Here is a 21,967-nt window from a genome sequence, read left to right as displayed (position 1 = left end):
ACGCTCGATCCGCAACATTGGGACGAGATGCGCGCGCTCGGTCATCGCATGCTCGATGACATGATCGACTATGTCGCTGATATCCGCGACCGGCCGGTATGGCAGCCGATGTCGCCTGCGACGCGGCAGAGCTTTCGCAGCGCGCTGCCGCATGCGCCGACGGATCTCGCCGAGGTCTATCGGGATTTCGGCGAGCTCGTCGTTCCCTACGCGACCGGCAACGTGCATCCCGGCTTCATGGGCTGGGTCCATGGCGGCGGCACCGTGGTCGGCATGCTCGCCGAGATGCTGGCTGCCGGACTGAACGCCAATCTCGGCGGCCGCGACCACGCGCCGATCGAGATCGAGCGGCAGGTCGTCGACTGGATGCGCCAGTTGTTCGGCTTTCCGGCAAGCGCGAGCGGCATCTTCGTCACCGGCACGTCGATGGCGAACCTGATGGCGGTGCTGGTGGCGCGCCGCTCCGCGCTCGGCGCGTCGGTTCGCACGCTGGGCCTCGGTGACGACGGCCGGCGCTTGCGCGCCTACACCTCGAGGGCCGCGCATGGCTGCATCGCCAAGGCGATGGACATTTGCGGACTGGGCAGCGACGCGCTCGGCTGCATCGCGGTGGATGCCGCACATCGCGTCGACGTCGGCGAGCTGCGGACCGCGATCGCGCGCGATCGCGCCGCGGGACTGCATCCGTTTCTCGTCGTCGCCTCGGCGGGCACCGTCGATATCGGCGCCATCGACGGCCTCGCCGATATTGCCGAGCTCTGCCGTGCCGAGGGGCTCTGGTTTCACGTCGACGGCGCCTTCGGTGCGCTCGCGATGCTGTCAGCGGAGCTCGCACCGAAGCTCGCCGGCATCGAGCAGGCGGATTCGATTGCGCTGGATTTTCACAAATGGGGGCAGGTGCCCTATGATGCGGGCTTCCTGCTGGTGCGCGATGGCACCAAGCATCGCGACGCCTTCGCCTCGCCGGCCGCCTATCTGCGCCGGGAAACCCGTGGTCTCGCGGCGGGCACCGAGTGGCCCTGCGATCTCGGTCCTGATCTGTCGCGCGGCTTCCGGGCGCTGAAGACCTGGTTCACGCTGAGGACGTTCGGCACGGACGCGCTCGGCGCCGTGATCGCGCGAAGCTGCGAGCTCGCGCGCCATCTGGAGGCGCGGGTGCGCGCCGAGCCCGAGCTCGAGCTGCTGGCGCCGGTCAATCTCAACATCGTCTGCTTCCGCTATCGTGCCGACGATGCCGATGCGCTCAACGGCGAGATCGTCGCCGATATCCACGAATCCGGCCTCGCCGCGCCGTCGACCACGATGCTCGACGGACGGCTGGCGATCCGTGCCGCGATCGTCAATCATCGCACCGGGACGAGCGACATCGACCGGCTGATTGCGGCGGTCCTCATGTTCGGCCGCCAGCGCGCGGCCGGTCTCACGCCGTTGATCGAGGTCGATGCGCCGCCGCTGGCGCTCTGAGCGCAAACCGCATCTCGGCGTCGTCCGCTGGTCGATGACGACCGCCGGCAGAATGTCGCCGCGCGTGTCGAAACCTTTCCAAAGGTGGTTGACGCGTTGTGAACGACGGGCGCGTTTGTTGAATCAACGAGCCTTTTCAAAGGGCGTTCTTGCGCGATGACGCGGCAATGAGCCGCGCCGATGCGCCTGTTCCGCTGATTGAGGCGGCTGCGCACCACAACCCTTCAGCGTTTGTTAGCCACTGCCATTCACCGTGACGCCCGTCGTCCGGGGTCGTTCAAATCGACCTGGGCTGCACCCTGATCTCGAAGGGATCGGGGTTTATTTCACACCAGAAGGGTATGAAAATGTCAGGTATCGTTCTCTCGGCGTCGGTGCGTCAGAATCTGCTCTCGCTTCAGTCGACGGCTCAGCTCCTCGCGACCACCCAGAACAATCTCTCCACGGGCAAGAAGGTCAACTCGGCGCTCGACAATCCGACCAACTTCTTCACCGCCCAGGGTCTCGACAACCGCGCTTCCGACATCTCCAATCTGCTCGACGGCATCGGCAACGGCGTGCAGGTGCTGCAGGCCGCCAATACCGGCATCACCTCGCTGCAGAAGCTCGTCGACAGCGCCAAGTCGATCGCCAACCAGGTTCTGCAGAGCGCGGTGGGTTACTCCACCAAGTCGAGCGTGACCTCGGCGGCTCTGACCGGCGCGACCGCCACCGACCTGCTCGGCTCCAGCTCGACGGCTGTGACCGGCTCGGTCGTGAACAACGACAATACCTCGAGCGCGGTGGCGATCACCGGCTCGACCAAGCTGTCGGGCACGGCGGGCACCGCGTCGAACAACCTCGCCACCGGCATCACCTCCGGTGAGACGCTGGTCGTCAACGGCACCACCTTCACCTTCGTCACCGGCACGTCCTCGTCCGGCACCAACATCGGCATCGGCGACAGCGTCAGCAACCTGCTGTCGGCGATCCAGACCCAGACCGGCGTCACCGCGTCGATCACCGCGGGTGCGATCACCTTGACGCCGCCGGCGGCGGGATTGACGCTCTCGGGCAGCACCGGCACCTTGGGCAAGCTCGGGCTGACTGCTGTCGGCGACGGCTTGTCAGGTCAGACCTTGACGGTCGGCGCCACAGGAGGTGGCACGGCGACCAGCATCACGTTCGGTCTAGGGACAGGACAGGTCAAGTCGCTGAACGATCTCAACGCCAAGCTCGCAGCCAACAACCTGCAGGCCACGGTCGACTCGTCCACCGGCAAGATCTCGATCACCACGACCAACGACGCGGCTTCGGCCACGATCGGCGCGATCGGTGGTACGTCGGCTGCGGCCAGCCAGGCCTTCAACGGCCTGACGGCGGCGGCTCCGGTGGCGGACGCGACCGCGCAGACGCAGCGCGCGAGCCTGGTCTCGCAGTACAACAACGTGCTGGCGCAGATCAACACGACCGCGAGCGATGCGTCGTTCAACGGCGTCAACCTGCTGAACGGCGACACGCTGAAGCTGACCTTCAACGAGAACGGCAAGTCGACGCTGTCGATCACTGGTGTCACGTTCAACTCGGCGGGCCTCGGCCTCTCGACGTTGACCTCGGGCACCGACTTCCTCGACAACAGCTCGGCGAACAAGGTCATCGGCGTGCTCACCACCGCGAGCTCCACGCTGCGCAACGAGGCCTCGACGCTGGGTTCGAACCTCTCGGTCGTGCAGGTTCGTCAGGACTTCAACAAGAACCTGATCAACGTGCTGCAGACCGGCTCGTCGAACCTGACGCTGGCCGACACCAACGAGGAAGCGGCCAACAGCCAGGCGCTGTCGACCCGCCAGTCGATCGCGGTGTCCGCGCTGTCGCTCGCCAACCAGTCGCAGGCGAGCGTGCTGCAGCTGCTGCGCTGATCCGCAAGCATCGCATCTCGACGACCAGGGCGGCGGGGGAAACCCCGCCGCCTTTTTATCGGAGGATAAGGTCCGACATTGCTGCGGCGTAGCTTGGCGATCGCGCAAAAAATCGAAAGGCCCGGCCTCGCGACCGGCGAGCCGGGCCTTCGATGTCGGGTGAGGAGGCGAAAGCTCAGGCCGCCGAGCTCACCGGCTTGTCCTGCTGTTCGGCTTCAGCCTGCTCGATCAGCTTCTTCTCATAGGCGACGAGCTTCTTGGCTTCCTTCAGCGCCTGGTAGAGATCGCCGTTGAGGATATGGCCGTTGATCGCCTCGATGATCGGCCAGGCGCTCGGCACCGTCGTGATGATGTCGCGCAGCAGGTTGAAATAGGTGCCGTGATCCGCGTCTGCCCCCGGCGAGATGTACATCAGCTGGACCGCAAGATAGACGAGCTTGGCCGGCGTGTCGGCCGTCTCCGGCGTCAGGATGTCCTTCTCGCGCAGGATCGGAATGTTCTCGCCGTCGATCAGGAGACGCGCGCGCTGGTCGGTGTTGGTGATCACGCAGGAGCCGATGATGATGCGCTCATGCGGCTTCAGTTCGACTTTCAGGGCCATTCTCATTCTCCGTTGCCGCATCGGCGTGGCGCCGAACCTGCTGCGTCGAGGCCGATGACCGGTCCAGCTGCCAGTCTAGATCGCGCGGGGAGTCTGCGCGCTCGATCGGTCGGCGCGCAGCAATCCTTTCCGATCATGGTTAACGGACGGTAAACGGCCGCGCACGCCCGGCGAATATGCGGTGTTTTCAAGGTGATCCGCGGCGAATCGCCGATGCGCGGCCGTGCCGATGCCGCGCATCGGGGACCGCGAGCGGTCGTGACTTCACTGTTTGTTAGCCGCTCGCATTTACCTTAACGCCCGTCGCCCGGTGGTGCAGTCACCGACGGGCTTCGCCTTGATCCTGAATGGATCGGGCAGTTTGTTTCACACCAGAAGGGTATGAAAATGTCAGGTATTGTTCTCTCGGCGTCGGTGCGTCAGAATCTGCTCTCGCTTCAGTCGACGGCTCAGCTCCTCGCCACCACCCAGAACAATCTCTCCACGGGCAAGAAGGTCAACTCGGCGCTCGACAATCCGACCAACTTCTTCACCGCCCAGGGTCTCGACAACCGCGCTTCCGACATCTCCAATCTGCTCGACGGCATCGGCAATGGCGTGCAGGTGCTGCAGGCCGCCAACACCGGCATCACCTCGTTGCAGAAGCTCGTCGACAGCGCCAAGTCGATCGCCAACCAGGTGCTGCAGAGCTCCGTGGGCTATTCCACCAAGTCCAGCGTCACCTCGGCGGCTCTGACCGGCGCGACCGCCACCGACCTGCTCGGCTCCAGCTCGACAGCTGTGACCGGCTCGGTCGTGAACAACGACAATACCTCGAGCGCGGTGGCGATCACCGGCTCGACCAAGCTGTCGGGCACGGCGGGCACCGCGTCGAACAACCTCGCCACCGGCATCACCTCCGGTGAGACGCTGGTCGTCAACGGCACCACCTTCACCTTCGTCACCGGCACGTCCTCGTCCGGCACCAACATCGGCATCGGCGACAGCGTCAGCAACCTGCTGTCGGCGATCCAGACCCAGACCGGCGTCACCGCGTCGATCACCGCGGGTGCGATCACCTTGACGCCGCCGGCGGCGGGATTGACGCTCTCGGGCAGCACCGGCACCTTGGGCAAGCTCGGGCTGACTGCTGTCGGCGACGGCTTGTCAGGTCAGACCTTGACGGTCGGCGCCACAGGAGGTGGCACGGCGACCAGCATCACGTTCGGTCTAGGGACAGGACAGGTCAAGTCGCTGAACGATCTCAACGCCAAGCTCGCAGCCAACAACCTGCAGGCCACGGTCGACTCGTCCACCGGCAAGATCTCGATCACCACGACCAACGACGCGGCTTCGGCCACGATCGGCGCGATCGGTGGTACGTCGGCTGCGGCCAGCCAGGCCTTCAACGGTCTGACGGCGGCGGCTCCGGTGGCGGACGCGACCGCGCAGACGCAGCGCGCGAGCCTGGTCTCTCAGTACAACAACGTGCTGGCGCAGATCAACACGACCGCGGCCGACGCGTCGTTCAACGGTGTCAACCTGCTGAACGGCGATACGCTGAAGCTGACCTTCAACGAGAACGGCAAGTCGACGCTGTCGATCACCGGCGTGACCTTCAATACCGGCGGTCTTGGTCTGTCGACCCTCACCTCGGGCACCGACTTCCTCGACAACAACTCGGCGAACAAGGTGATCACCCTGTTGAACTCGGCGAGCTCGACGCTGCGGTCGGAAGCCTCCACGCTGGGTTCGAACTTGTCGGTGGTGCAGATCCGTCAGGACTTCAACAAGAACCTGATCAACGTGCTGCAGACCGGCTCGTCGAACCTGACGCTGGCCGACACCAACGAGGAAGCGGCCAACAGCCAGGCGCTGTCGACCCGCCAGTCGATCGCGGTGTCCGCGCTGTCGCTCGCCAACCAGTCGCAGGCGAGCGTGCTGCAGCTGCTGCGCTGATCCGCAGGCATCGCATCTCGACAACCAACGCGGCGGGGGAAACCCCGCCGCTTTTTTTCGCCTGGTTTGGCCGTCCGGCCCGTATCAATACTGGCACGGAACCGGACGCGAGTGGAGCCCAGGATCGCAACCAGTCGTTAAGCAAGAAATTTAAAGCGCCATTAACCATGTTTTAAAAGTGGCTGGACTAGAACCTCCTGGTGAATAACTAGGAAGGTTTCACACATATGTCCGGTATCGTTCTCTCGGCTTCGGTTCGCCAAAACCTGCTGGCGCTGCAAAACACCGCATCGCTGCTGGCCACGACTCAAAACAACCTGGCCACCGGCAACAAGGTCAACACGGCGCTCGATAACCCCACCGAATTCTTCACCTCGCAATCGCTCAACAACCGCGCGAGCGACATTGCGAATCTGCTCGACAGCATCGGCAACGGTGTCCAGGTTCTCCAGGCTGCGAATACCGGTCTCACCTCGCTTCAGAAGCTCGTCGATAGCGCCAAGTCGATCGCAAGCCAGGTCCTCCAGGCCCCGACGGGGTACACCACCAAGTCGAGCGTGACCTCCGCGGTCATCTCAGGGGCGACGGCGAACAACCTGCTCGGCAGCTCCTCGAACAATTTCGTGACCGGCAGCGCGGTCAACAACGACAACCTCAGCTCGGCCGTTGCGATCACCGGATCCACCAGGCTGTCGGGTACGGCGAGCTCGACCTCGAACGACCTGGCGAGCAGCGTCACCACCGGCGATACGCTCGTGGTCAACGGTGTCGTGTTCACCTTCGTGGCCGGCTCGGTCTCGGCCGGTACCAACATCGGCGTCGGCGACACCGTCAGCAACCTCCTGGCTGCCATCGATTCGGTGACCGGAGCCACCGCAACGCCGTCCACGGTGGCAGCGGGCAAGATCCAGCTGGCGACAGGCACGGCGCAGGATCTGACAGTATCGGGCACGGCCCTGGCCAAGCTCGGATTGACCGCCGGCACGACCACACGAAATCCGCCAGCCTTGACAGGACAGACGCTGACAATTGCCTCGACAGGGGGCGGCGTCGCAACGAACATAACGTTCGGCACAGGTGCTTCGCAGATCTCGACGCTGGCACAGCTCAATACGGCTCTCGCGACCAACAACCTGCAGGCCAGCCTGAGCACGACGGGTCAGCTTACGATCCTCACCACCAACGAAGCGGCATCGTCGACGATCGGCGCGGTCGCCGGCTCTTCGACCGCGGCCAGCATGGCCTTTAACGGCGTGACGGCATCGACCCCGGTGGCCGACACCAACTCCCAGACGACGCGTGCCGGCCTGATCGCGCAGTACAACAACGTCCTGGCGCAGATCAACACCACGGCGCAGGACGCCTCGTTCAACGGCATCAACCTGCTCAACGGCGACACGCTCAAGTTGGTGTTCAACGAGACCGGACGGTCCACGCTGAACATCACCGGCGTGACCTTCAACAGCACCGGTCTCGGCCTATCGGCGCTGGTGGTCGGAAGCGACTTCCTCGACAGCAACTCGGCCAACAAGGTGCTCACGACCTTGAACAGTGCATCGACTGCGATCCGCTCTGAAGCGTCGTCGCTCGGTTCGAACCTCTCGATCGTGCAGATCCGTCAGGACTTCAACAAGAACCTGATCAACGTGCTGCAGACCGGCTCGTCGAACCTGACCTTGGCCGACACCAACGAGGAGGCGGCCAACAGCCAGGCGCTGTCGACCCGCCAGTCGATCGCGGTCTCGGCGCTAGCGCTGGCCAATCAGTCGCAGGCGAGCGTGCTGCAGCTTCTGCGCTGAGCGCGAACGCGCTGGAATGATATCTCATCGAAGCGGCGGGCCATGCCCGCCGCTTCTGCTTTTGGCTATGCCGTGCGTGGCAGCGCGGGTCTCCGTTCGATGTCGGTGGGTGAGCTGCGTGAAGGCGCCGTTGTTCGTGTAGTTCGCGCCGCCGAGGCGTGATGAACAACGTACGATCCTCGTCCGGACATTTTGAATCATCGCGTTCGCAAGAAATTAAGAGGTGCACCAAACAAGGCGATTTGCGGTGCTCCGTGACGCTACGAAACGAATTCCGCTAACGGCCGCTAACCATATTTTAAAGGCACGCAAAGTACAAAACCTGAGCAGTTTGGTCGTGTCCCTGCGTCAGTCCGGAGTAGTTGATGTCATATGCCGCTCAAGCCTATGCCCGCACGTCGCAGACGACGGCATCACCACGGGAGATCGAAGCTCAGGCTCTGTTGAAAGCGGCACGGCAGCTGCAGGAAGTCCAGGCCAATTGGAGCGGCCCTGATCGCAACATGTACAAGGCTCTGCTCTTCAATCGTCGCTTGTGGACGATCTTCATGAGCGCGATGGAGGCGGACGACAATCCGAATCCGCTCGACATCCGCCAGAACATCGCCAACATCGGCGTGTTCGTGATGAAGCAGACGATCGAGATGCAGATGGATCCGGATCCGGCGAAGCTCAAGTCGCTGATCGACATCAACTGCCACATCGCCGCGGGATTGTCCGGGCGGAGCTGACCGTCGGGGACAGGGGCGGGTGGCGCGTCGTCATGACCGATATCACCAGCATCCTGTCTGCGTCCTACAAGTCGAACCTGCTCAGTGCGGCGCGAAGCAACAGCAAATACGTGGCCGTCGATCCGACGCTCTATCAGGGCGGCTGGAGCGGAAAATATGCCAACGGGAAGTCGTTCACGGTCTCGGTCTCCAACGTAAAGGGCTTTCACGCCAAGGTTCGCTACCAGGGCGAGGGCGTGAACAAGTATCAGGACGTGCTGATCAGGGATAATGCGTTGGGGATCGGCGATACGAAGTTCACGCTGACCGGCAACGGCAAGGCCCAGATCAAGAACGTGGTCACCGACGCCGCCTCGGGCCAGACCTATCTCGACACCGCCTACGCGACCCGGAGCAGTTGATCCGCCAAAGCTGCGCCGCTCGATACGGCAACGCCGCCCGGTGGGGCGGCGTGCAGGCGGCGGCGGAATGAAGCGGTAGGCCCCGTGGGGGCTCAGGCGGTGCGATCGGTCGCCACGACGCGCGGCACGTCCGCCTTCTGCATATCCTTCTGAAGGTCGAGCGTGTTGAAGTAGGCCCGGCGGCGCAGCACGGCCTCATCCGGATATTGGGTCACGACCTGATCGGTCTTGCGGTTGACCACCTGGAACACCAGGGCGGCAGCGGCGCGATCGTAATAGGCCTGCCGCGACACCGACAGATCGTTCGCGACGTTGACCGGGACGTCGTTGCGCACGGAGGCGCCAGGCTCGGCCGCGGTCACGGTCTGGCTGGGAGGAAGGTCCGTTGGAACAGCGCTCACCACCGCCTGGCTCGACGGCGGAATTATCGGAACGGACGCTGGCGTCCCTACCGCTCTTACGCTGAAATCGGAACTCATGGCAGCCTCCTCATGGCCATCGAGTCAATTCCCAACCCATCCCGCTTGCAACTATGCCGATGACCAATCAACGTTATGTTAGGAAATAGGATGAACGGCGCGTTGTGATTCGCCAGGGCCTTTTAAGCTTATCCGAGCGTTAAAACGGCGACGGCCGCGCAGCCCTCGAGGCGGCGCGGCGCTGCAATGCAGTGGGGGGTGCCGGTGGTGAGGCTCAGAGCGTCCGGCTGACGGCGAGCGGGGTGAGGTGCCGTGCGCCCGGGGCGGCGCGGCGGCCGCCGGCGGTATACGTGCTGGGGATGTTCTTGCGCTGAACCTCGGCATTGACGCCGCGCACGATCTTTTCCGAGATCGCGTGCGCAGTCGCCAGCACGGTCAGGTTCACCTGCAGCAGGGCGCGGAAGGTGTCGTGGTGACGGTGCAGGGTGGCGAGCAGCTCCGGCGCGGTCTGCTTCATGAACTCCTGGCTCGCCTTGAGGCGGCCCACGGTCGTGACGTAGTGGCGGGACAGCTCGGTCTTCTTCGGGCCGAACGCCATGCCTTCGCGCAGCTTGCCGGCGCGAACTAGCTCGGTCTCCTGCTCGATGACCGCGATCAGCTCGCTCATGACGCTCACCATCTCGTCGGCGAGCGCGCGTGCCTCTGCGGCGCTGGTGGCGGCGGCGTAGGTCGTCTTCTTCGCTTGGCCCTGTGCGGTCATTTCATAACTCCCTTCGGCGTGAGCGTTTGCCGCCCACGCGCTTGTCACGCGAACATCTACGCTTTGCCGTTGGCGCCGGTGCTGCTGCCGGCCTGTTGCAGGATGAGAGTGCGGAAGACGTCGTTGGAGATGCCGACGCCGCCGGCCTTGGCGAAGTTCTTGGAATATTGCTCCGTCAGCATCGAGCGCCAGACGCCGGTGCCGGGCGTGTCGCCGAACGGCCCTTCGCCCTTCACGCCGCTGGTCATCTGCGAAAACATGCTGTTGAGGAACATTGCTTCGAAGTCGGTCGCCGTCGCCTTGGCCCTGGCCTGCGCCTTGGGCGAGACCTTCGTCAGGGCCTCGGCGAGATCGAGATCGGTGCGCGGCGCGGTGACGGCCGCGGCCGTCGGCATGTTGAGAGCGACGCGGCCATGATAGGAGTCGATGAAGGACGTCGCCATCACATCACCTCGATGTCGGCTTCGATCGCACCCGCCGCCTTGATGGCCTGCAGGATGCTGATCAGGTCGCGGGGACCGATGCCGAGGCCGTTGAGGCCGTCGACCAGCTGCTGCAAGGACACACCGTCCTTGACGACCGCGAACTTCTTGCCTTCCTCGGTGACACCGACGCTGGTGCGCGGTGTGACCACGGTGCGGCCGCGCGACAGTGGATTGGGCTGGCTGACCTGCGGACTTTCGGAGATCGTGACGGTGAGGTTGCCTTGCGCCACGGCGACGGTCGCCACGCGCACGTCGCGGCCCATCACGATGATGCCGGAGCGCTCGTCGATGACGATCTTGGCGGCGAGATCAGGATCGACCTGCAACTGCTCGATCTCGGTCAGGAAGGCGACGACGTTGCCCTTGAACTCGGCGGGAACGCTGAGCTGCACCGTCGAAGGGTCGATCGGCTCGGCGGTCTTGACGCCGAGGAAATCGTTGATGGCGGCGGCGATGCGCTTTGCGGTGGTGAAGTCGGCGTTGCGCAGGGCGAGCCGCACGTTCGGCAGCCGGTTCAGGGCGAACTCGATCTCGCGCTCGATGATGGCGCCATTGGCGATGCGGCCGACCGTCGGCACGCCGCGCACGATCTTGGCGGCCTCGCCCTCGGCCTGGAAGCCGGAGATCGCGAGCGAGCCCTGCGCCACCGCATAGACGTTGCCGTCGGCGCCGAGCAGGGGGGTGACGAGCAGGGTGCCGCCCTGCAGGTTCTTGGCGTCGCCGAGCGCGGACACCGTGACGTCCATGCGCGTGCCTTGCGTCGCGAATGGCGGCAGGTTGCCAGTGACCATGACAGCGGCGACGTTGCCGGTGCGGATGGTGGCGCCGCGGATGTTGACGCCCATGCGCTCGAGCATCGCCTGCAGCGACTGCTTGGTGAAGGGGATGTTGTTCAGCGTGTCGCCGGTGCCGTTGAGGCCGACCACGAGGCCATAGCCGATCAACTGGTTCTGGCGCACGCCCTCGATATTGGCGAGATCCTTGATCCGCGAGGTCGCGTTCGCAGACATGACGGTAGATGCCAGCGCCAGCACGGCGGCGCAGGCGACCTGAAACAGGCGCGTGGTTCGGACGCGTCGCATCCTATGCTCCCCTCGAACTCTTCAAGCGATCACTCGGCCACTCCCATGACCGCATGATCGACGTTAACTATGCGAGCGTCGTGCCACGGCGATGCTCCGGGCTAACTCATTGAAAGAGTGTGAAATCGACTCGAAGCTTTGCCGCGGTCCAGGGGGACTCCGGGGGAACGAAGCTGCCGCCCCGGCAGAATTTGCCGGGCCGTTTACGCACCGTTAACCACGGCGGAGCCAATCTCCCGCTCGACACGCGAAGCTTGCGGGAGCCATCGATGCGCATCTACGGACCGAACGGCACGACCCTGGGCTCGTCGACCAGCTCCACGCGGAAGACCTCGTCCAGCGGCTTCAAGCTGCCTGACGTCGGCACCACGCAGGACACGCGCGCGACGCTCGCGCCCAAGCAGACCGCGAACATCGATGCGCTGCTGGCGCTGCAGGGTATCGAGGAGGAGCCGGCGGAGCGCCGCAAGCGCTCGGTCCAGCGCGGCAAGCGCGCGCTCGACGTGCTCGATGATCTCAAGCTGACGCTGCTGTCCGGCAAGCTCGACACCGCGATGGCGCTGCGGCTGCGCGATGCCGCGGCCGACCTGAAGCAGACCTCGGGCGACCCGGGACTGGATGCGATCCTCTCCGAGATCGAGCTGCGCGTCGAGGTCGAGCTCGCCAAGGCCGGGCGGAGCTGAGACGCTTCGCGCGTTCAAGCCGCCTTCGACGGCTGTTGCGCGTCGTAGCGCCGCTGCGCGGCGGTGACTTCCTTGAGATGACGCTCGGCCCAGTCGCGCAGCGGATCGACCGCGGCGGCGAGCGTCAGCCCGAGCGGCGTGATCGAATATTCGACGGTGACCGGGACGGTCGCGATCGCGCGCCGCCGCACCAGGCCGTCGCGCTCCAGGCTCTTCAGCACCTGGGACAGCATCTTCTGCGAAATCCCTTCGATCGACCGCCGCAACTGATTGAAGCGCAAGGGTTCGTTGCGCAGCAGGATCAGGATCAGCACGGCCCATTTGTCGCCGACGCGATCGAGGATCTGTCGCGTTGGGCAGTCGGCCGAATAGACGTTCGCGGCTCTCATCGGTTACTCCGGCGTGACCAGGTGATCTTAAAGTGCGCTCTTAACACCAGCATTCGTTCCGCTATCTAGTCACTATCGGATACCGAGGCGGCTTCGTCCAGATCTCGGATCCGACCTCGTGATCTCGAACATAGGAGCTTCCCATGAAGATCGCCGTCGCCGGCGCGTCCGGCCGTGCCGGGTCCCGCATTACCGCCGAGCTGGCCAGCCGCGGCCACCAGGTCACCGGCATCGCCCGCAACCCGGAGAAGATCGCCGGTCACGCCAACGTCAAGGCGGTGCGGGGCGATGCCAACGACCGCGCCGCGCTGGCAAAGCTCTGGGCCGGCCATGACGTCGCGATCAGCGCGATCCATTTCTCGGCCAGCGATGTCGAGACCCTGATCGGGGCGGCCAAGGACTCGGGCGTATCGCGTTACCTCGTGGTCGGCGGCGCCGGCTCGCTCGAGGTCGCGCCGGGTGTGCGGCTGGTGACGACGCCCGGCTTTCCGGCCGCCTACAAGGCCGAAGCGGAGAAGGGCGCCGCGTTCCTCGATCGTCTGCGCCAGGAGAAGGAGCTCGACTGGACCTTCCTGTCGCCCTCGGCGATGATCGATTTCGGTGCCCGGACGGCCAAGTTCCGGCTCGGAACGGACCAGTTGCTGGTCGATGCCGACGGCAAGAGTTTCATCACCTTCGAGGACTTCGCGGTCGCGATGGCCGACGAAATCGAGCGTCCGGCGCACCGGCGGGCCCGTTTCACGGTCGGTTATTGAGGCCGTCCACGGCGTCCCGCCGGCTGCGGCCGAATTTGCCTGTGCAACGGCCCGAACGGCGGGGCGCCCGTGCCGATGGAAATATTGTCTGTCACATGAGGCCGCTATATAACGCGGCCGCGAACGGGCGTATTCCGTCCGCCGGTGCCGAGACCGGCGCCAGCACGTACAGATGGGCTGACCTTGGAAAAGTTGAAGAACTACAAACCTTCCGAAAAAGAGCCTTTCATGAACGAACGCCAGCGCGACTATTTCCGCGCCAAGCTGCTGGCATGGAAGGAGGAGATCCTGCGCGAATCGAAGCTCACCCTGCAGGCTCTGCAGGAGGAGAACGTGAACCATCCGGACCTCGCCGACCGCGCGTCGTCGGAGACCGACCGGGCGATCGAGCTTCGCGCCCGTGACCGCCAGCGCAAGCTGATCTCCAAGATCGACGCGGCGCTCCAGCGCATCGAGGACAACACCTACGGCTATTGCGAGGAGACCGGTGAGCCGATTTCGCTGAAGCGGCTCGAGGCCCGGCCCATTGCGACGCTGTCGGTGGAGGCGCAGGAACGCCACGAGAAGCGTGAAAAGGTCTATCGCGACGAGTAGGTCGCGACACTGACCTGAACGAGCGGGGATTGCGGCCGCCTGCCGGGTGCGGCCGCAGTATCTGTTGACGGCTGAGACGGTGCTTGTGCGATCCGCACAGGCTGTGCGGGAGCGAGCGCAAGCGCCTTTGGTTTTCCGAACGTCAGGAACTTTTTCGCGCCTGCTGAATTAACTGCGGTTCCATCTCGGAACGCCGCGGGGAATCATGGGCGAGCCGGACATAGCCAGAGGCGCGCTGGCGACGATGCAGCGCTCCTACGGCGCCCTGAGCATCAAGGGACGCCTCCTTCTGCTGGCCGGCATTCTGTTCCTGCCCTGCGTCGGACTGATTGCCTATGTCATCGTGTCGATGGCGCAATCCGCCGACGCCTCAATTCGGCACGGCCTGTCCTATGCCGCGCAGACGATCTCCGGAGCTGTCGACGCCGAATTGCGGCGCTATATCGCGCTCGCCGAGGTGCTGGCGAAGTCTCCTGAACTCAGCGCGGCCGATCTCAGCGACTTCGAGGCGGAGGCGCGCCGCGTCGGTGCGGTCAGCGGCGAAGGCTGGATCATCGTGTCGGACGCGAGCGGCCGCATCCTGCTCAACACCGGGGCGACGCCGGGCAAGCCGCTCGGCGAGCGCACGCCCGAAGGCCGGCACTCGCAGGAGCGCGCTTTTCAGTCAGGAAGGCCATCGATCTCCGACATCTTCACCGGTCCCAATTCCGGCGCGTGGGTGGCGACCGTCGATGTCCCTGTCGTCAAGGATGGCAAGCCGTTCCGTTGCCTGTCGATCGCCATGCCGGCCGCGAACTACACCCGGCTGCTGGCCCAGCAGCAACTGCCGGCCGACTGGCTGGTCGGCATCATGGACGGCCAGGGCCGCTACATCTCGCGCATTCCGAAGAACGCCACCACGATCGGGCAGCCGGCGTCGGCCGGCTGGCGGGCGACTGCCAAGGCCGAGGGGATCGCGGAGTTTCCGTCGATCGAGGGCGATCGTGTCATCAACGCCAATGCGCGTCCCCAACTGAGCGACTGGACTGTCGGGGTCGGCATCAAGCAGGCGGCTTTCGCCCAGGCGATCTCCTCGACGGTGCAGACCGCAACCATCGTGGCAACGACGATCTGTGCCCTGGCGCTGCTGCTGGCGGCCGGCATCGGCCGAAGCATCGCCCGGCCGCTCGAAAGCATCGCCGTCAAGAGCGCCATCCCAGGCGAGGCCGCGCCCTCCGATCCTCCGGAGGTTCGGGCGCTCAACGCCCGACTGGCTGCGGCCGAAAAGGCGCAGGCGGAGAGTGCGCGCGTCATCCAGGAGAATTTCGGGATGCTCGCCCAAGCCAGGGACGATGCGTCGCGCACGGCCGGGCAGCTCAAACTCGCCGCGAAATATGGACGGCTTGGCACCTTTACCTGGGACGGCAGATCCGGCGCCAGCCACTGGTCCGACGAGATCGAAGAACTCTATGGGCTTGCGCCGGGCACGTTCCCAGGGACCTATGACGCCTGGCTGGCGCTGGTGCATCCCGAGGACCAGGCGCGTGCCGACCAGGACAACAAGCAGGCGCTGATCACCGGCGAGCTCGATTCGGAGTGGCGAGTGGCGCTGCCCGACGGCTCAATCCGGTGGATCGAGGCGCGCGCCCGCATGCTGGGCGGCGAGGGCGGCGGCGATCCGTACATGATCGGCGTCAACATCGACGTCACCGCCGCGAAGGAAGCCGACCGCAAGCGCGAGCTGCTCGTGCATGAGCTCGCCCATCGCGTCAAGAACAGCCTCGCCGTGGTGCAATCGCTGGCGCATCAGCTGCTGCCGCGGCACGACGCCAAGGTCCGCGATTTCACCTCACGCCTGCATGCGCTGGCGACGGCGCACACGAGCCTTGCCGAGAACGACTGGCAGGGCGCCGATCTCGCCGCCCTCATCAGGAGTCAGGTCGCGCCGTTCGCCAGCACACCGGATCAACTCGCCACCAGCGGCCCCGCCATCCTGGTCCCGGTCGAGCTGACGACGCAGCTGGCTCTCGTCATCCACGAGATGGCCTGCAACGCCAGCAAATATGGCGCGCTCACCACGCCCAACGGTCACGTCGATGTCAGCTGGTCGTTGGCCCAGGACGCGCTGCATGTCCGTTGGCAGGAGAGCGGCGGCCCGCCGGCGCGCGAGCCTCCGGTGGTCGGCTTCGGCAGCCGGCTGCTGACCCGCACGGTCAGGCATCTGCAGCGCACATTTGCCGAGAGCGGGCTGACCTGCCAGTTCGAGCTGCCCTGGCTCACGACACGTGACGAGAGCTCGATGGCCGCAACGGGCGAGGCGAGTTGAGCGTCAGCGCGCGAAGCGCCGCTCGGCTGGTCCTGACATGGCCTCACATGGCCTCGCCATCGCGCTCTGCCATACCGCGTCCGGGATATCGGCGCAGAGACGGCAATTCCGATGAGCGAGGTACTGGTTATGGGCGGCTGGTCGGTTGAAAGTGCTGCTTGCGCCCGTGGCCGCGCCGTCTCAAATTGTTGATGAAGCTGAGATGGGAGCCAAAATCTCGTTAATAAACAATCCGTTCACCATAAATCCTGCGATGCCGGTTCGGGCCGCGGGCCAGGGGAGTTGAAGGGCCATGGGAGCAGACGAGATCCTTGCCGCTGCGCAACTGATTGTAGATGCCCGCAAGCGGCGGGCGCCCTTGGGCGCTCTGCCGCCGCAGCTTCAGCCGAAGGATGAAGCTGCCGGCTACGAGATCCAGCGTGAAGTCCATTGGCTGCTCGCCGAACAGGCCGGTGACTTCGCCGGCTACAAGATCGGCTGCACCAGCAAGGTGATGCAGGACTATCTTGGTATTCCGCATCCCTGCTCCGGCGGGGTGTTCGCGCGCGGCGTTCACCAGACGGGGGTCGGATTGCGCACGGCCGACTTCGTCCGCGTGGGCGTCGAATGCGAGATCGCCGTGCGGCTCAAGCACGACCTGCTGCCGTTGGACGCGCCGTTCACCATGGATCGTGTCGTCGAGGCGATCGGCGACTGTCATGCGGCGATCGAGATCGTCGACGACCGTTATGTGCAATGGCAGACGCTGGGGGTGCCGACGCTCGTCGCCGACGATTTCTTTGCTGCCGGCTGCGTCCTCGGCCCGGCGCTCCCGCGCGCTGCCGTAGCGGACTTGGCCGCGGTGCAGGGCCGTGCCATCGTCAACGGCACCCTGGTCGGCGAGGGCACCGGTGCGGATGTGCTGGGACATCCGGTCCACGCGCTGGCCTGGCTTGCCAATCATCTCGCCGCCGGTGGTGACGGGCTCGAGGCCGGACAGCTCGTCCTGACCGGCAGCCTGGTCAAGACGATATGGCTGAGCGCGGGCGACCGGGTGCGGATGGAGCTGGACGGCCTCGGTGTGGTCGAGGCGACGTTCATGTGATCCCGCGTCGAGGAAGACCTGCCGATCTCTGAGCGGGGCGTTGCTCCGCTCCAGCTAGACGAGCTCCATGCGCAGATGACGGCCTACGGCTCTGGCGGCGCGCGCCAGCGTGCCGAGCGTGACGGATTCATTGTCGGGATCGAGCAGCCGGTCGAGCTGGGCGCGGCTGGTCTCCATGCGGGCCGCCAGCTCGGTCTTGGAGATCGCCTCGCGCTTCATTAGCTCCTCGAGCTGCCGTACCAGCACGCGCTTGATCGCGCGCGCCGTCACGGTCTCGTAGAGACCGTCCTCCTTCAGAAAGTCGTCGAAGGCAGAGCCGACCTTGCCGGCAGTCTTAGGTGCGCGCATCACGAAATGTCTCTCATGCGTTTGACGGCCAATTCGATATCGGATGCCGGAGTCTTCTGACTCTTCTTGATGAAGGCATGGAGCAGGATCATCCGGCCGTCTCGCAAGCAAAAGATCACACGGGCGATCCGGCCCTGCGTGAGGCTGCTGCGAACCTCCCACAGTCCATGACTCAATGGCCGACACAGAGGAAGCCCGATCGGCCAAGCAAACTCGACGTCCTTGATATCCTCGCCGAGGATCCGACGATCCTCGGCAGGCAATTCCTTGAGCCAGTCCCGGACGGGTTCGCGGCCGGATGGCAGCGCGTAGAAGAACGCCGGTAGCCGTTTCATTGAAATGTACCATTTTTGGTACGTTCTGCAACAGGGAAAATGCTGAGCAGGCTCTCAGTTGATCGCCAAGTGAACGACACTTGTCTAGGCAAGTAAACGAACACGGCCTCCGGCAGGGGAGCTACCGGAGGCCGTGTATACATCGCCCGCTGCGCCTAGGTTCGCATTGGGCAATGTGGGAGCTCGCTTTCAGAGAAGGGCGGCGGCTGCGGATCATCTCATGACCAGTGTCGCGCTCGGCCAAGTCCTTGTCTGACCCTCCGGGGAGGGATTTTCATCGTGTCTCTTCATCCTTGTCCGATTGCCGACCCAAGACATTCAGGTCGGAGCTTTCGCGGCGACCGGGCGTGGTTGGATCCGCCCGGCCTTTCGATGTGATCTTCGCCTCAGAACGGCAGCAGGATGTCCATCACTTGCTGGCCGTAGCGCGGCTGCTGGACGTCGGAGATCTGGCCGCGGCCGCCGTAGGAGATACGGGCCTGGGCGATCTTGGTGGAGTCGATGGTGTTGTCGCTCTGGATGTCCTCGGGCCGCACGATGCCGGCCACGATCAGCTCGCGGATCTCGTAGTTGACCCGGATCTCCTGCTTGCCTTCGACGACGAGGTTGCCGTTCGGCAGCACCTGCGTCACCACCGCGGCGACGCTGGTGGTCAGGGATTCCGAGCGCTGGATGGTGCCCTTGCCGTCGGACGACGAGGTGCCGTCGGCGGTCAGGATGCGGCCGGGCAGCACCTTCTGCGCCTGCACGCCGAGCGTCTTCGCGCCGATGAAGTCGGTGATGCCCGAATCCTCCTTGTTGGTGCGGCTGCGCTGGGTCTCGTTGGCGAAATTGGCCTTGTCGGAGATGCTGACCGTGACGGTCAGGAGGTCGCCGACCTGACGGGCGCGCTGGTCCTTGAAGAAGGCGCGCGAGCCGTTACGCCACAGCGAGTTCGGCGCGTAGGACACCGTCTCGGGCTTGGGCATCGGCATCTGCACCGGCTTGTAGCCCGGCTGCGTGGTCGGGTTGTCGATCTCCGTCAGCTTCGGCCGCTCGCCGATCTGCGACAGCCGGTCGATCGAGGAGCATCCGCCGGCGATCGACAGCACTGCGAAGGAGACCGAGACCAGCGCAACCCGGCGCAGGCTCGAGGCGCCCCGATCATCAAACTTGAACTTCGACATGAAACTTACTCGGCTTTCGGGGTGGCGGAGGTGGGAAGGCGGCTGGCGACGGCGACGGGCGCGGCGATGTCGGCTTCGGAGGTCTGCGCCGGCTTGGCGACGGCGATGTCGACGGAGACCTGGCCGCGACCCGAGACGCGGCCGGTCACGGTGCGCTTGGACTGCAGATTGAGCACGCTGACGACGTCGCCTTCGGTGCCCGACTCCAGCGCCTTGCCGCGCGTGGTGAGATAGATGCCGGCGGTCTGGTAGATCAGCGTGACCGCCTGGTCGCGCTGCACGAGGTCGGGCTTGGCGAGGTCGGTGGTCTTCAGCGCCTGGCCGGCGCGCACCGCGCGGCGCATCTGCATGCCCACTGCGAGCTCGCGCGAGGCAGGCTCGCCGCCGCCGAGCTCGGCGCGCGGCCGCCGCTCGGTCTGCAGGTCGCCTGAGCGGATCATCTCGTTGCGATCGATGTTGCGGGTCAGCACCACGGCCTCGACGGTCTCGATCGCCGTGCCGGTGTAGCGCAGCTTGGTCGGGCTCGCGCCATTGGCATGGCCGAGCTCGAAGGTGATGTCGAAGCGGCCGCTGCGGGGGTCGAAGCGGGCGCTGGTCGGCGCCAGCGTGCCCGACGTCGAGGCCTCGAATTTGAGATCCTGCACCGGCTGGTCGAAGCTGATGCTGAGGTTCGCGGCATCGCCAAGTCCGTTGCGGTGATCGAGCGCCTGGGCCACTGCCGTGCTGATCTCCTTGGCGTCGATGGCGCGGGCCAGCCGCGTGACCGCAACCTCCTTGATGTCGCGGACCTCGACGCCGATGACCTGGTGGGTGCGCAGGGTCGCGATCACCTGCGCGGCCGGCAGCACGCCGGTCGTGCCGAGATCGGGCGCGCGGTAGACGGCGATGTTGGCCGCGACGCCCGCATTGTCGATCAGGTCGCCGACGCGCACGATGTCGCCGGTGACGTTGACGGTGGAGCGCAGCACGGGCGCCTTGATCTGGTCGTCGGCCTCGCCGGCCAGCGCCGACAGCGCGGTCGAGGCGAGCAGGGCGGCTGCGAGCAGGAAGGGACGGACGGTGCGGGTCATGATGGCGATCTCCCTTCGAACCTCAGCGGAACAGCGCAGTGGTCGATTGCAGCATCTGGTCGGCGGCCGAAATGACCTTGGCGTTCATCTCATAGGCGCGCTGGGCGGCGATCAGCTCGCTCATCTCGCTGACGACATCGACGTTGGCCTGCTCCAGGCTGCCCTGGGTGATGCTGCCGAGGCCATCCTGGTTGGCGACGCCGTCCTGCGGTGCGCCCGACGACGGCGTGTCGGTGAACTGGTTGTTGCCGACCGGCTGCAGGCCGGCCTTGTTGATGAAACGCGTGACCTGGAGCTGGCCGATGATGTTCGAGGTGGTCGAGCCCGGCAGCGTCACGGAGACCTGGCCCTGCGCGTTGACGGTGATGCCCGAGGCGTTCTGCGGGATCGTGATCGTCGGCTGCACCGGGTTGCCCTGCGCGGTGACGATGCGGCCCTGATTGTCCATCTGGAAGGTGCCGTCGCGGGTGTATTGGAAGGTGCCGTCGGGCATCAGCACCTTGAAGAAGCCCTCGCCCGAGATCGCGAGGTCGAGATCGTTGCCGGTCTGCGACAGCGTGCCCTGCGTCATCGAGCGCGGCGTGCCGACGGTCTTGACGCCGCCGCCGATGTCGATGCCGACGGGCAGGATCGTGCCCTGGTCGGAGGACTGCGCGCCGACGCGGCGCATATGCTCGTAGATCAGGTCCTGGAACGCCACCGTCTGCTTCTTGAAGCCGGTGGTGCGCAGGTTGGCGATGTTGTTGGAGATCACCTGAACGTTGAGTTCCTGTGCCGCCATTCCGGTCGCAGCGGTGTGAAGCGCCTGCATGTCACGTCTCCTTCAAGATCTGTCAGGCCGGAACGTCGGCGAGTTTCTCGATCGCGTTCTTGCGCAGGTCGCTCTGGACCTGCAGCATGTTGGCGACCTGGGTGTAGGCGCGCATCACTTCGACCATCTTGCTCATCTCGCCGACCGCGCTGACGTTCGACTTCTCGATGTAGCCCTGCTGGATGGTCGACTTGGTGTCCTGCTGCGGGATGGCGCCGGCGGCGGCGGCGTAGAGGTTGTTGCCTTGCTTCTGCGCGGCCTGCGGATCGGCGAAGTTGACGATGCGCAGCTTGCCGCGGATCGAGTCGGTGCGGTTGACGCCCTCGACCACCGTCACGGTGCCGTCGGGCGAGATGTTGACGTCGTGGTCGGTCGGCTGAAACACGATCGGACCGCCGGTGCCGAGCACCAGGTCACCGGCGGAGGTGACGAGCTGGCCGAGATTGTTCATGTGCAGGTTGCCGTCGCGGGTGTAGCGCTCGCCGGCCGCGGTCTGCACCGTCAGGAAGCCGTCGCCCGTGACGGCGACGTCGAGCGCGTTGCCGGTGCGCTGCATCGAGCCCTGCGAGAAGTCGCGATAGGTGCCGCGGTCCTGGACATAGGACACCCTGCGGGCGGCGCCCGGAAAATTGTCTTCATGCGCGCCGGAGGAGAGATACTCCTCGAACAGCTGCTGATCGGCCTTGAAGCCGTTGGTGTTGACGTTGGCGACGTTGTTGGCAACGACGTCGAGCTGCCGCTCCAGCACCATCTGCCGCGACAATCCGATGAGAAGCGCATTCTCCACCGGTCGATCTCCCCTTTTAACGAATCCCGTTCGCGGCACCTCTCCCAAGGCGGTCTCGATCG

Annotated in this window: 23 protein-coding genes; 11 read left to right on the top strand and 12 right to left on the bottom strand. The window is 65.1% G+C overall.

The window, feature by feature from the left end; genetic code table 11:
• Nucleotides 1-27 precede the first annotated feature (27 nt).
• Both QX070_RS20310 and QX070_RS20305 read left to right on the top strand, forming a co-directional pair.
• The gene (locus QX070_RS20310) at nt 28-1,464 is read left to right on the top strand and encodes an aspartate aminotransferase family protein (protein ID WP_315739126.1); all 1,437 of its coding nucleotides are present in this window, start codon (nt 28-30) and stop codon (nt 1,462-1,464) included.
• A 347-nt stretch (nt 1,465-1,811) separates the two neighbouring features.
• Complete coding sequence (locus QX070_RS20305) at nt 1,812-3,362, top strand: flagellin (RefSeq protein WP_315738796.1); 1,551 nt, start codon at nt 1,812-1,814, stop codon at nt 3,360-3,362.
• 175 nt (nt 3,363-3,537) lie between these two features.
• Here the strand turns inward: QX070_RS20305 and flbT are convergent, their stop codons facing one another.
• The gene (gene flbT, locus QX070_RS20300) at nt 3,538-3,963 is read right to left on the bottom strand and encodes a flagellar biosynthesis repressor FlbT (RefSeq protein WP_315715996.1); all 426 of its coding nucleotides are present in this window, start codon (nt 3,961-3,963) and stop codon (nt 3,538-3,540) included.
• 387 nt (nt 3,964-4,350) lie between these two features.
• Here flbT and QX070_RS20295 point away from each other — a divergent pair, with 387 nt between their 5' ends.
• The 4 genes from QX070_RS20295 to QX070_RS20280 all read left to right on the top strand — a co-directional run bounded on the left by QX070_RS20295 (nt 4,351) and on the right by QX070_RS20280 (nt 8,832).
• Nucleotides 4,351-5,901, top strand: coding sequence for a flagellin (locus QX070_RS20295; protein ID WP_315738795.1), 1,551 nt, complete (start codon nt 4,351-4,353; stop codon nt 5,899-5,901).
• 227 nt (nt 5,902-6,128) lie between these two features.
• A complete protein-coding gene (locus QX070_RS20290) occupies nt 6,129-7,700 on the top strand; it encodes a flagellin (protein ID WP_315738794.1) in 1,572 nt (523 codons plus the stop codon).
• 365 nt (nt 7,701-8,065) lie between these two features.
• The gene (flaF, locus tag QX070_RS20285) at nt 8,066-8,431 is read left to right on the top strand and encodes a flagellar biosynthesis regulator FlaF (protein WP_315738793.1); all 366 of its coding nucleotides are present in this window, start codon (nt 8,066-8,068) and stop codon (nt 8,429-8,431) included.
• Between the two features lie 32 nt (nt 8,432-8,463).
• The gene (locus QX070_RS20280; protein ID WP_315738791.1) at nt 8,464-8,832 is read left to right on the top strand and encodes a hypothetical protein; all 369 of its coding nucleotides are present in this window, start codon (nt 8,464-8,466) and stop codon (nt 8,830-8,832) included.
• A 92-nt stretch (nt 8,833-8,924) separates the two neighbouring features.
• Here the strand turns inward: QX070_RS20280 and QX070_RS20275 are convergent, their stop codons facing one another.
• The 4 genes from QX070_RS20275 to QX070_RS20260 all read right to left on the bottom strand — a co-directional run bounded on the left by QX070_RS20275 (nt 8,925) and on the right by QX070_RS20260 (nt 11,578).
• Nucleotides 8,925-9,311, bottom strand: coding sequence for a hypothetical protein (locus tag QX070_RS20275; RefSeq protein WP_315738790.1), 387 nt, complete (start codon nt 9,309-9,311; stop codon nt 8,925-8,927).
• A gap of 214 nt (nt 9,312-9,525) precedes the next feature.
• Nucleotides 9,526-10,011, bottom strand: a complete 486-nt coding sequence (locus QX070_RS20270) for a hypothetical protein (protein WP_315738789.1) — start codon at nt 10,009-10,011, stop codon at nt 9,526-9,528.
• 56 nt (nt 10,012-10,067) lie between these two features.
• Nucleotides 10,068-10,454, bottom strand: coding sequence for a flagellar assembly peptidoglycan hydrolase FlgJ (flgJ, locus tag QX070_RS20265; protein ID WP_315738788.1), 387 nt, complete (start codon nt 10,452-10,454; stop codon nt 10,068-10,070).
• Nucleotides 10,454-11,578, bottom strand: a complete 1,125-nt coding sequence (locus QX070_RS20260; protein ID WP_315738786.1) for a flagellar basal body P-ring protein FlgI — start codon at nt 11,576-11,578, stop codon at nt 10,454-10,456. Before QX070_RS20260 ends, flgJ begins: the two co-directional genes overlap by 1 nt.
• Before the next feature lie 269 nt (nt 11,579-11,847).
• On the opposite strand from QX070_RS20260, the gene QX070_RS20255 reads away from it, so the two are divergent.
• On the top strand, nt 11,848-12,261 hold the full coding sequence (locus QX070_RS20255; protein WP_315738785.1) for a flagellar assembly protein FliX: 414 nt from the start codon (nt 11,848-11,850) through the stop codon (nt 12,259-12,261).
• Between the two features lie 14 nt (nt 12,262-12,275).
• On the opposite strand, the gene QX070_RS20250 is transcribed toward QX070_RS20255, so the two are convergent.
• Entirely contained in the window at nt 12,276-12,650 is a 375-nt protein-coding gene (locus QX070_RS20250) for a helix-turn-helix domain-containing protein (RefSeq protein ID WP_315716006.1), read from the bottom strand.
• Between the two features lie 143 nt (nt 12,651-12,793).
• Here QX070_RS20250 and QX070_RS20245 point away from each other — a divergent pair, with 143 nt between their 5' ends.
• The 4 genes from QX070_RS20245 to QX070_RS20230 all read left to right on the top strand — a co-directional run bounded on the left by QX070_RS20245 (nt 12,794) and on the right by QX070_RS20230 (nt 17,388).
• Nucleotides 12,794-13,405 (top strand): NAD(P)-dependent oxidoreductase, encoded by a 612-nt coding sequence (locus QX070_RS20245; RefSeq protein ID WP_315738784.1) that lies wholly within the window; start codon nt 12,794-12,796, stop codon nt 13,403-13,405.
• Nucleotides 13,406-13,633: 228 nt separating this feature from the next.
• The gene (gene dksA / locus QX070_RS20240) at nt 13,634-13,999 is read left to right on the top strand and encodes an RNA polymerase-binding protein DksA (protein ID WP_170323279.1); all 366 of its coding nucleotides are present in this window, start codon (nt 13,634-13,636) and stop codon (nt 13,997-13,999) included.
• Between the two features lie 205 nt (nt 14,000-14,204).
• Nucleotides 14,205-16,304 carry a sensor histidine kinase gene (locus QX070_RS20235; RefSeq protein ID WP_315738783.1) on the top strand — a complete coding sequence of 700 codons (2,100 nt, stop codon included), beginning with the start codon at nt 14,205-14,207 and terminating at the stop codon, nt 16,302-16,304.
• A gap of 292 nt (nt 16,305-16,596) precedes the next feature.
• Entirely contained in the window at nt 16,597-17,388 is a 792-nt protein-coding gene (locus QX070_RS20230) for a 2-keto-4-pentenoate hydratase (protein ID WP_315738782.1), read from the top strand.
• Between the two features lie 54 nt (nt 17,389-17,442).
• On the opposite strand, the gene QX070_RS20225 is transcribed toward QX070_RS20230, so the two are convergent.
• The 6 genes from QX070_RS20225 to flgF form a co-directional block, all read right to left on the bottom strand.
• Nucleotides 17,443-17,736 (bottom strand): helix-turn-helix transcriptional regulator, encoded by a 294-nt coding sequence (locus QX070_RS20225; protein WP_315738781.1) that lies wholly within the window; start codon nt 17,734-17,736, stop codon nt 17,443-17,445.
• Nucleotides 17,736-18,071: a type II toxin-antitoxin system RelE/ParE family toxin gene (locus QX070_RS20220; protein WP_315738779.1), complete on the bottom strand. Its 336-nt coding sequence runs from the start codon at nt 18,069-18,071 to the stop codon at nt 17,736-17,738. Before QX070_RS20220 ends, QX070_RS20225 begins: the two co-directional genes overlap by 1 nt.
• Nucleotides 18,072-18,457: 386 nt before the next feature.
• Nucleotides 18,458-19,237 carry a flagellar basal body L-ring protein FlgH gene (gene flgH / locus QX070_RS20215; RefSeq protein WP_315738777.1) on the bottom strand — a complete coding sequence of 260 codons (780 nt, stop codon included), beginning with the start codon at nt 19,235-19,237 and terminating at the stop codon, nt 18,458-18,460.
• 5 nt (nt 19,238-19,242) lie between these two features.
• Nucleotides 19,243-20,310, bottom strand: coding sequence for a flagellar basal body P-ring formation chaperone FlgA (gene flgA / locus QX070_RS20210; protein WP_315739125.1), 1,068 nt, complete (start codon nt 20,308-20,310; stop codon nt 19,243-19,245).
• Nucleotides 20,311-20,329: 19 nt separating this feature from the next.
• Entirely contained in the window at nt 20,330-21,118 is a 789-nt protein-coding gene (gene flgG / locus QX070_RS20205) for a flagellar basal-body rod protein FlgG (RefSeq protein ID WP_315738775.1), read from the bottom strand.
• Nucleotides 21,119-21,140: 22 nt separating this feature from the next.
• The gene (gene flgF, locus QX070_RS20200; protein ID WP_315738774.1) at nt 21,141-21,905 is read right to left on the bottom strand and encodes a flagellar basal-body rod protein FlgF; all 765 of its coding nucleotides are present in this window, start codon (nt 21,903-21,905) and stop codon (nt 21,141-21,143) included.
• Between the last annotated feature and the right edge of the window lie 62 nt (nt 21,906-21,967).

This window comes from Bradyrhizobium sp. SZCCHNR1093, assembly GCF_032381175.1.
GTDB lineage: Bacteria > Pseudomonadota > Alphaproteobacteria > Rhizobiales > Xanthobacteraceae > Bradyrhizobium.
The sequence above is the reverse complement of the archived record's forward strand: the minus strand, read 5'-3'. Positions and strand labels throughout refer to the sequence as shown.

Coding starts and splice junctions, on each gene's coding strand:
- QX070_RS20270 (WP_315738789.1), bottom strand. CDS start 10,011: ATGACCGCACAGGGCCAAGCGAAGAAGACGACCTACGCCGCCGCCACC.
- flgJ (WP_315738788.1), bottom strand. CDS start 10,454: ATGGCGACGTCCTTCATCGACTCCTATCATGGCCGCGTCGCTCTCAAC.
- QX070_RS20230 (WP_315738782.1), top strand. CDS start 16,597: ATGGGAGCAGACGAGATCCTTGCCGCTGCGCAACTGATTGTAGATGCC.
- QX070_RS20235 (WP_315738783.1), top strand. CDS start 14,205: ATGGGCGAGCCGGACATAGCCAGAGGCGCGCTGGCGACGATGCAGCGC.
- QX070_RS20260 (WP_315738786.1), bottom strand. CDS start 11,578: ATGCGACGCGTCCGAACCACGCGCCTGTTTCAGGTCGCCTGCGCCGCC.
- QX070_RS20220 (WP_315738779.1), bottom strand. CDS start 18,071: ATGAAACGGCTACCGGCGTTCTTCTACGCGCTGCCATCCGGCCGCGAA.
- QX070_RS20225 (WP_315738781.1), bottom strand. CDS start 17,736: ATGCGCGCACCTAAGACTGCCGGCAAGGTCGGCTCTGCCTTCGACGAC.
- flaF (WP_315738793.1), top strand. CDS start 8,066: ATGTCATATGCCGCTCAAGCCTATGCCCGCACGTCGCAGACGACGGCA.
- flbT (WP_315715996.1), bottom strand. CDS start 3,963: ATGGCCCTGAAAGTCGAACTGAAGCCGCATGAGCGCATCATCATCGGC.
- QX070_RS20305 (WP_315738796.1), top strand. CDS start 1,812: ATGTCAGGTATCGTTCTCTCGGCGTCGGTGCGTCAGAATCTGCTCTCG.
- QX070_RS20255 (WP_315738785.1), top strand. CDS start 11,848: ATGCGCATCTACGGACCGAACGGCACGACCCTGGGCTCGTCGACCAGC.
- dksA (WP_170323279.1), top strand. CDS start 13,634: ATGAACGAACGCCAGCGCGACTATTTCCGCGCCAAGCTGCTGGCATGG.
- flgG (WP_315738775.1), bottom strand. CDS start 21,118: ATGCAGGCGCTTCACACCGCTGCGACCGGAATGGCGGCACAGGAACTC.
- flgH (WP_315738777.1), bottom strand. CDS start 19,237: ATGTCGAAGTTCAAGTTTGATGATCGGGGCGCCTCGAGCCTGCGCCGG.
- QX070_RS20310 (WP_315739126.1), top strand. CDS start 28: ATGCGCGCGCTCGGTCATCGCATGCTCGATGACATGATCGACTATGTC.
- QX070_RS20280 (WP_315738791.1), top strand. CDS start 8,464: ATGACCGATATCACCAGCATCCTGTCTGCGTCCTACAAGTCGAACCTG.
- QX070_RS20290 (WP_315738794.1), top strand. CDS start 6,129: ATGTCCGGTATCGTTCTCTCGGCTTCGGTTCGCCAAAACCTGCTGGCG.
- QX070_RS20275 (WP_315738790.1), bottom strand. CDS start 9,311: ATGAGTTCCGATTTCAGCGTAAGAGCGGTAGGGACGCCAGCGTCCGTT.
- QX070_RS20245 (WP_315738784.1), top strand. CDS start 12,794: ATGAAGATCGCCGTCGCCGGCGCGTCCGGCCGTGCCGGGTCCCGCATT.
- QX070_RS20295 (WP_315738795.1), top strand. CDS start 4,351: ATGTCAGGTATTGTTCTCTCGGCGTCGGTGCGTCAGAATCTGCTCTCG.
- QX070_RS20250 (WP_315716006.1), bottom strand. CDS start 12,650: ATGAGAGCCGCGAACGTCTATTCGGCCGACTGCCCAACGCGACAGATC.